Below are 6,732 nucleotides of genomic sequence, written 5' to 3' on the forward strand. Positions count from 1 at the left end.
GCCCTGGAATCCATGGCCCTGCTGGTAGCCGCCGTCATCGTCCACGACCAGGCCGCCAGCCGCATCCGTTCTCCTTCAACGCAGTCAGAACGCCAAGTTCGCCCAGGGCCTGTGGGGGACCTCCCCGTCGGCAAGAGCGAACCCGGAGAACCCATCACCGAAACCGCCGTACGCGAGATGTACGAAGAAACCGGCCTAACCGTGAGGCCCGAGTCCCTCAAGATCGCCCACATCATCCACGGTGCCTGGGGCGTCGAAGCACCCAACGGATTCCTCACCGTGGTCTTCACCACCCACGAATGGACCGACGAACCCGAAACCGCGAGCCGCGCAAGCATGCCCAGATCCGCTGAGTCGACACCGAAGCAATCCCCGACGAGTTCGTCGACACGACCGCCAGTGCCCTTCATCGCTACCTACACGACTGTTGGTGTTGCTGTTACGGGGCCTTCGTGATCGCGCCTGTTGAACGTCAATCAACGGGATCTTCGGTCCACACGAGCGTCCCGGGGAAATCCGGGTCCACGTCGGTCACCTCCAGCTCGCCCCCTCCTGGGAGGGGCATGATCCAGGGAGGCGACGAGGCCAGAAGGTTCCCTACAAACTCAAGTGCCGCAGACAGTGAAGCGTGCAGAGGGTCCTTGCTGAGGAAGTAGCCTTGCTCGATGTCCCAGGAGCCGAGCCTTCCTGTTCTGGTATCCACCATCATCTTCGCGACGCTCAGCTCGGCCACAGGAACGAGGAACGGCTTATCCTCTTCTGCCAGGTTCGCGTCATCCGGCGCTGCGTACTTCAACCAGGTTGCACGATTCTTCAGGATGTCCTCGATACCGAGGAGTGTGTACCCCGGCGGAAGGATCTCGGTGAGGCCAGAGCCGTCATGCTGTAACAGTGACCGCTCGACGTCCACGGGCAGCCGTACTCCCTGGCGTTCATACAGGCGTTCAAGGTCTTCGCGGGTGCACGGGCCCGGCAACGTGGGCTCTTCCGGGGCGTGCTGGGCTATCCAGCGCTCTATCTTCTCCCAGGACTCCTCAACACTCATACATCCCCTCCCTCATTCCTATGCCGAGCAGGCTGAAGTGGGGTGCCTGTCCTTCCCGAGGGCAGGACAGGCACCCCACCAGACCAGCTCACCGCGTTGGTGAAGACCCGGCTGAAACGGACGCAGTACCGCCCCTACTCATCGAGGGTTTCATCGCCAAGACCGGGCTCGACCTCCAACCGCCGTAACCTCAGCTGTTAAAGATCTCTAGATGGCGGGCGGCAAGTCTCCCTCGATGGTTGGGGCTAGTCGTCATCCATCTTCCGTACCAATGTCGTGGACTGTCCATAAACGGCGCATGCCCCGTGCAGCAAAGGTAGGTTCCCTCCAGGATCACGACGGCCATCCAGCCAGGGGGAACCAAGTAGCATGCTCGACCCCGAACTTGTCTCAATAGCAACCGGCGCAGCGGGAACGATCGTTGCGTCGATGCTCACAGGTGGAGCCATGGCCATCCGCCCAAGGATTGTGCAGCTCTTCCGTAGGGGCACCCAGGACGAACAGGCCCTGGCCCTCAGTGCCCACGACAACGACGCTCGGACGCTCGCAGAGTGTGTTCGCGCGGCAGCCTCCGATCCCTCAGCAGGATCCGATCTGGCACGTGCCCGAGAGCAGCTCACACAGGAGTGGACTCAGCGTCTGGCCGAGTACGTAGACAGACATCAGGAAGCGCGCCCCGATCTTGATGCCATCGCTGAGGCAGGCACCACATCCAATACCGGGAGCCAGCACAACTCCGGGTCAGGGACGTTCGTCAACGGAACGGTTATTGGAGGGATTCGCAACACATACGGCGGGGGTTCCCAGTGACCGTGGCAACCGGAGGTTCGGAGTTCGATCGTCGCTCGCAACACAACACCGGGCCAGGGACGTTCGTGGGGCGCGACGTCCACGGCGGGGTTCACAACCACTTCGAGCACCTCAGCGAAGAGACCAAGGGGCACTTAGAGGTCATCGCCAAGACTTCGCCCAAGCTGGCCCGGCTGCTCGCCGACACCGCGATGCACAGCACACACAACGTGCAGGCTGCCGAGTTGATTGCAATCACTGCGAACCGATTCAATGTCGCGGACTCTGCGGAACTACTTGCGAGCGCCGCAGCGACCCTCCAACGAATCGCTCTCCCTGACTCCGCACAATTACTCTCAGCCACAGCACACAAGCTCGAAAAAGTACTGCCGAGACTCCTCGACGCAGCAGACGCCTTGAACTCCAACCCCCGGGGACGGATGTGATGAACGGTGTCTGACGAGCAACCGTGTGAACAGCGCAACGAAGGTCAGGGAACCTTTGTAAACGGCAGCCTCCATGGCGGCGTGTGGAATATCTTCGTCAACCACGCGTCTCAGAATGAGAAACAGTCCCCTTCTGCCCAAGAGATGCTCGCCCTTGGCTCAGTAGAGGCTCCCTTTGGCAGGCTCCCGGAGGCCGTGCTGGGCCGTGATGGCATCCTCACAGCCCTCACGCAGCCCATGGACGATCCGCGTATCCAAGTCCTTTCTGGAATGGGCGGAGTAGGAAAAACCACAGTCGCCCTGAGTACGGCTGAGCGGGCCAAGCAGGCTGGAGCCGAGGTCTTCTGGATCCAGGCCGGATCCGCAGCAGCCGTGGCCGACGGGATGCGGCACGCGGCCCTCCTCGCGGGCGCCCCGGCCGACCACGTATCCCACGCCTGGGAAAAGGGCGGACGACCGGCGGCCGACCTGGTCTGGCGCCACCTGGCGAACGTGGACCGCCCGTGGCTGCTCGTCTTCGACGATGCCGACGATCTCGACGTTGTCTCTTGCCCAGGTGCCGCCTTGGCCGACGCTACTGGCTGGGTCAGGCCCCCTGTCGGTAAGTCGTACGGCGTTCTGGTCACCACGCGTGACGGCAACAAGCGGTCTTGGGGCGACAAAATTGCACGATTCCACCAACTTGATGTCTTGGAGACCAAATTCGCAGGCCAGGTCCTCCACGAACTCGCTCCTGAAGCGGGGGATACAGACTCCGCTCGGTCTCTAGCCGACCGGCTGGGCTCCCTGCCGCTCGCACTGCATCTGGCCGGCACATACCTAGCGATGGCTCACGGCGATCCATTGGCCGAAGCCCAGACCTTCACCGAGTACGTCCGTGTCCTCGGCGACTCCCCGCTGTTCCTCGACGACGCGGCAGAGGGCATGCACGGAGATCTACGCAGTGAAGAGGAACGAGCTCGTCGGACCATTGCCGGTACCTGGGAGCTATCCCTCGCCCTCCTGGAACGGCAAGGCACTGAGCATGCTCGTGGCCTGCTTCAGTTGCTGTCTTGTTTCGCCCCAGCTGCCTCCCTACCCACCTCCCTGCTCAGCCCGTCCACGATTGCTGAACTCGGGATGTGGCCAAGGGACCTGGCACCGCGCGCAATCAGAACGGCCCTGGGTGGCCTGCGTAGGTTCGGGCTCATCGGGGTCGACACGCTGTCGGAAGAACCCGTTTACCAGATCCATCGACTTGTGGGCGAAGTGTCGGTCGCCCCACTCCTCGCTGAGCCATCGGAATACCGAGCGGTATGGGACTCAGCAGCCGATCTGCTCGTGGCGGCCACCCCGTACCGTGAGAATCCGCGGGATCCGAGTTCGTGGCCAGCCTGGCAGGGCCTCATCCCGCACTGGACGGTCATGATGCGCCGCCTGCCGCGATGGAGCACTCCTGCCGATGACCGTCTCAACGGCGTGTTGATCGGCGCCGGGGTCGCCGTGTCATACCTGCACTTCCGGAGCGACTACACCACGGCCTGCGCACTGGCAGACGAAGCCTTGGAACGTGCCGACTCCGCGGAGGCCGTCCCATGGATTGGGCTCAACATCCGCAGACATCGAGCCGTCGCAGTCGAGATGATGGGCGATCTGAAAACGGCTGAGTCCGAGCTCGCTTACATCGTTGAGGAATGCGCCAAGCAATTCGGCGCAGCCGACTCCACCACGCTGGCCGTACGCTTCCAACAAGCGCGGGTAACGGGTCAGCGAGGAAAGCTCCATGAGGCTGAACGCGAGTACGACGAGGTGATCCGCCATGAAACCCGGCTGTTCGGCGCGACAGCAGCCACTACGCTGCGTTCACGCCACGCCCGCGCGATCTGCATCAGAAGTATGGGGCGCCTGGATGAGGCAGCAGCTGAGGGAAGGCAGGTACTGGATGGGCTGCGCGAGGAGTTGGGCGAGAAGCACCCGGATGTTCTCGAGGCTCATCACGAATTCGCCATCTCGCTGCGCGATCAAGGGGAGAACGAGCGGGCCGAAGAGATCTTCCGTCAGGTTCTTGAGCTGGAAGAAGAGATCCTCGGGATCGAACACCCATCCACATTAATTACTCGGGCAAACCTGGCCAGCACACTCATATTGCGGCAAGAGTTCACCGAGGCGGAAACCGAAATCCGGGCCGTGCTGGATGCGCGCACCCGAATCCTGGGACGCAATCACCCAGAGACGCTCGACGCACGCCACACCCTGGCCGTATTGCTCACGCAGCAAGGGGAACTCGACGCGAATAGCGCTGCGGCCGTCTTCGCCGAATTGACCGATGCACAGAAGAGGCAACTCGTTGATGATCACCCCAACGTGCTGGCAGGTCGCAAGAGTCATGCCGCGGCACTGCGATCTCTAGGCGAACTAGTTCATTCGGAATCGGAGTACAGGGCGATTCTTGACGCGGCAACAACATGCCATGGGAAGCATCACCCTGTCACTCTGAATGCCCGCTTCGAATGGGCACAGTCTCTGGGACATGTTGGGCGAACGGACGACGCGGTATTGGAGATGCGCAACGTCCTGGCTCTCCAAGAGGATGTACTCGGCAAGTCACACCGGAACGTGGCCAGTGTCCGAGCGTCGCTCGGAGCTCTCTTACTGCAACAGGGAAGACTCGCCGAGGCTGAGGGGCAACTGCGGCAGGCACTGAACGCCCTGCCAGAGGACGACGGTACCCGCCTAGATGTCCGGCACGATCTCGTGGCGGTGCTGCACGCACGCGGCAGACTGCGGGAGGTCATCCACCAGCTGCAGGAGATCGCTGATCAGGAGCGGCGGAGCTTGGGGCCTGCACACCCCAACACGATCAATGCCCACAACAGTCTCGGGGTCGCACTGAAGGACTTCGGAAGGCTCGACGAGGCTGTTGCCATCTATCGCGAGGCACTCAGGGACGCGGCCTGCAAACACTCGGCCGATCAACCGTTGGTGCTGACATTACGCCACAACCTCGCCGTTACTGTGCGCATCCAAGGAAATCTCGATGAAGCGGAGAAGGAACACTGGGCGATCCTGAAGATCCAGGAACGCAGGCATGGCCCTGAGCATTCCGAGACACTTTCCACTCGACTCTCTCTCGCTCGCATCCTGGAAGACAGAGGTGCCGTCGCAGAAGCCGAGTCTACATATCGGGAAATCCTGTCAGTGTGCACCCGTCGCCTGGGACGTGATCACCGCCAGACCCTGTCCGTCTGGGGAACCCTAGCCTTCCTGCTAGCAAATCAGGAACGATTCATCGAAGCGGAAACGGAGTACCGAGAAGCGCTGGATGCATGCCAGGAGACGCTCGGGGACGACCACCCTAAAACTCTGACGATGAACCACAATTTAGCCATGGTGTTGGGGCACCAAGGGAATTTCACCGAGGCCGTTTCTCGACTCAGCGACGTCGTAGAGCGTCGGGAACGCACGCTGGGACGTGACCACCCAGAGACGCTGACAACACGTGAGAACCTCGGCGAAGGCTTGAGCCGGGTAGGAAGACCAGCAGCAAGCGCCGATCAGTTCAAGGAACTGGCAGAGGGATGGGCCCGAATTCGCGGTGAGGACGACGACTCGGTCTGGGACGCACGCTATCGACGAGCGCAGCTGCTATGGGAAGCCGACCAACCACGAGCTGCGCAGAACGAGCTGGAAGCCCTGCTGAACGAAGCCTTGGAAGCCAGAGCGGATGGAGATCCCCGTATCACCGCCCTTCAACGGGTGCTGATGGCCGTACGCGCCGACGACGGCAATTCCTAGCATTGCCCGCATACACAATCAGCTTGGATCATTCCACCTCAGCCAGCGAAGCACCGAGGCTGTGATACCGAGAGGCGTGGCAGTCCGCACGACACCCGCTCAAGACCGTCGCACCCCATCGCCGCCCATCGCCAAAAGACCAGGTCAGCGCCCCACAGGAAAGATCCCCGCACGTCACCGACCTGGCCCACTACTAGGAGACCCAGAAGGCCTGACCCAGGGGCCGCTTCAGTTCGCCATGACCGGCGCGCGGTGCACCCCCGCAGGTCGGCGTTACGTTTTTTGAAGGGGCTCGGCCGGAACCCGGCCGAGTCCCTTCTGCCTTTCCTGAGGCCTCTCCTGAGCCGTTCTCACGGCCCGCTCACTCGGCCGGCGGCAGCAGGGTTCCCAGTGGGCCCAGGTCCAGGTTGAGGTCTTCCAGGCGGAGGTCGTAGCGGGCGCAGAGTTCCTGCATGCGGTCGTGGAGGAGCATCAGGGTCAGGCCGATGCGTTCTTCCTGGTCCTCTGTCAGGTCGTTGGTGTCGACGCGGTGGAGGGCCTGGCGTTCCATGAGCTGGCGGAGGAGTTCGACGACGGTCAGGACGAGTTTGACCAGGTCGCGTTCGACGGTGTCCGGGTCGGTGGACAGGCGGTGGGCGGCGCGGGCGTCCGCAACAAGGTGAAGCGCAGACTTCGTCA

Annotated in this window: 5 protein-coding genes and 1 pseudogene; 4 read left to right on the forward strand and 2 right to left on the reverse strand. The window is 62.3% G+C overall.

The features are described 5' to 3' along the window. Positions 1-419: pseudogene (locus tag G5C60_RS48725) on the forward strand (NUDIX domain-containing protein); the annotation flags it as partial. Between the two features lie 53 nt (positions 420-472). On the opposite strand, the gene G5C60_RS48730 reads toward G5C60_RS48725, so the two are convergent. Further along, positions 473-1,045: an SMI1/KNR4 family protein gene (locus G5C60_RS48730; protein ID WP_165270417.1), complete on the reverse strand. Its 573-nt coding sequence runs from the start codon at positions 1,043-1,045 to the stop codon at positions 473-475. A 369-nt stretch (positions 1,046-1,414) separates the two neighbouring features. Here G5C60_RS48730 and G5C60_RS48735 point away from each other — a divergent pair, with 369 nt between their 5' ends. The 3 genes from G5C60_RS48735 to G5C60_RS53890 are packed head-to-tail and all read left to right on the forward strand — an operon-like array spanning position 1,415 to position 6,054. After that, positions 1,415-1,855, forward strand: a complete 441-nt coding sequence (locus G5C60_RS48735) for a hypothetical protein (RefSeq protein WP_165270419.1) — start codon at positions 1,415-1,417, stop codon at positions 1,853-1,855. Beyond that, positions 1,852-2,280 (forward strand): hypothetical protein, encoded by a 429-nt coding sequence (locus tag G5C60_RS48740; protein WP_165270421.1) that lies wholly within the window; start codon positions 1,852-1,854, stop codon positions 2,278-2,280. The genes G5C60_RS48735 and G5C60_RS48740 overlap by 4 nt, the downstream gene beginning before the upstream one ends. Positions 2,281-2,286: 6 nt before the next feature. Beyond that, positions 2,287-6,054, forward strand: a complete 3,768-nt coding sequence (locus G5C60_RS53890) for a tetratricopeptide repeat protein (protein ID WP_165270423.1) — start codon at positions 2,287-2,289, stop codon at positions 6,052-6,054. Between the two features lie 361 nt (positions 6,055-6,415). Here the strand turns inward: G5C60_RS53890 and G5C60_RS48750 are convergent. Continuing rightward, positions 6,416-6,732, reverse strand: a 317-nt coding sequence (locus G5C60_RS48750; protein WP_241267620.1) for a gas vesicle protein K, incomplete at its 5' end; no start/stop codon positions are given.

The organism is Streptomyces scabichelini, from assembly GCF_011045015.1.
Taxonomy (GTDB): Bacteria; Actinomycetota; Actinomycetes; order Streptomycetales; family Streptomycetaceae; genus Streptomyces; species Streptomyces scabichelini.